Here is a 1,723-nt window from a genome sequence, read left to right on the forward strand (position 1 = left end):
CAAGCGAATTTAAAAAAGATATGTGATGAAATATTTGGGGAAGAAAATTTTGTAGCACAAATCGTTTGGGAGAGAGCTTTTGCACCAGTTAATTTAAAAAAACATTTTTCAGAAAGTCATGATTATATTGTATGTTATAGTAAGAACATAAATTTAAGTATAAATAATGGTCTAAAGAGAAATCAAGAAGCAGACAACAGGTATTCAAATCCTGATAATGACCCTAGAGGAGTTTGGACATCTGGAGATTTTTCAGTAGGTCCAGCAGTAGAAAGCAATATATATAAGATAGTTTCACCAAGTGGAAGAGAAAATTATCCTCCAAATGGAAGAAGTTGGAGATTATCAGAAGAAAAATTTAAAGAGATGTTATTAGATGATAGAGTGTGGTTTGGAGAAGATGGAAATGGTGTTCCAAGACAAAAAAGATTTTTAAGTGAAGTAAAAAACAGTATAACTCCTATGACAATATGGAAATATACTGAGGTTGGACATAGTCAAGATGCTACAAAAAAATTAAAAGAATTATTTGATGAAGTTCATATTTTTGATTATTCAAAAACAGTAGAATTAATAAAAAGATGTATTGAATTATACACAGTTCAAGGAGATATCATTTTAGATTTCTTCTCAGGTTCATCAACAACAGCTCATTCGGTAATGCAATTAAATGCAGAAGATGGAGGAAATAGAAAATATATAATGGTACAATTACCTGAATTATGTGATGAAAGTTCAGAAGCATATAAAGCAGGATATAAAAATATCTGTGAAATAGGAAAAGAAAGAATAAGAAGAGCAGGAGAAAAGATAAAATCAGATGAAAGTCTTCCATTAGAAAATAGAGAAAAATTAGATATAGGTTTTAAAGTGTTTAAGTTGGATTCAACAAATATAAAAGAATGGGATACAAATACAGAAGATTTAGAACAAACATTGTTTGATTCAATAGAAAATATAAAGTCAGATAGAAATTCATTGGATATTTTGTATGAAATTTTATTAAAATATGGATTAGACTTAAATATTCCAATAGAAGAAAATGAAGCTTTTTATTCAATAGGTAGAGGAAGGCTATTAGTAAGTTTGAATGAAAAAATTAATGATGAAGTAATAAATTCAATATGTGAAGAATATAAAAAAATATTAGAAATAGATAAAGATTTTAAGACGACAGTAATATTAAGAGATAATTCATTTAAAAATGATGTAGATAAAACAAATGCAATAAAGAAATTAGAACAAGTTGGAATAAATGAAATTAGAAGTATATAAATTATATTTTATTAATAATAAGTTATAGAATAATGAAAATAATATTTATTTTATAAAATAAGTCAACAAGCTGTTGACCCATTCGATTATATATTTTCTATTCCTTAGGGACATCACATTTTATTAATCACAAGATGTAAAAATGAGGGAAGCACTTTTTTATGTTGAAAAAAATAATTAAAATGGGTGGAGTAAGAATATAATTTATCTAAATTATTACCTAAGAATTATAAAAGTAGTTTACCTAGTATAGAAGAAATTGAAGAAAAATTGAAATGATAAAAATAAAGAGGGAGTGAAAAATGGAAAAATTAAATGGAACAAGTATGGATTTAGTTCAAGAAAATGTTAAAAAATTAAAAGAAATTTTTCCGGAAATATTTATAGAAGAAAGAATAGATTTTAATTTATTAAGGCAAATTATCTTGGGGGGGGGGTACAAGATTTA

Annotated in this window: 1 protein-coding gene; it reads left to right on the forward strand. The window is 25.8% G+C overall.

The annotated features are described in order from the left end of the window. Positions 1 to 1,275, forward strand: a 1,275-nt coding sequence (locus AYC59_RS06730) for a site-specific DNA-methyltransferase (RefSeq protein WP_066896731.1), incomplete at its 5' end; no start/stop codon positions are given. Positions 1,276 to 1,723 lie beyond the last annotated feature (448 nt).

It is taken from the genome of Pseudostreptobacillus hongkongensis (assembly GCF_001559795.1).
Classification (GTDB): domain Bacteria; phylum Fusobacteriota; class Fusobacteriia; order Fusobacteriales; family Leptotrichiaceae; genus Pseudostreptobacillus; species Pseudostreptobacillus hongkongensis.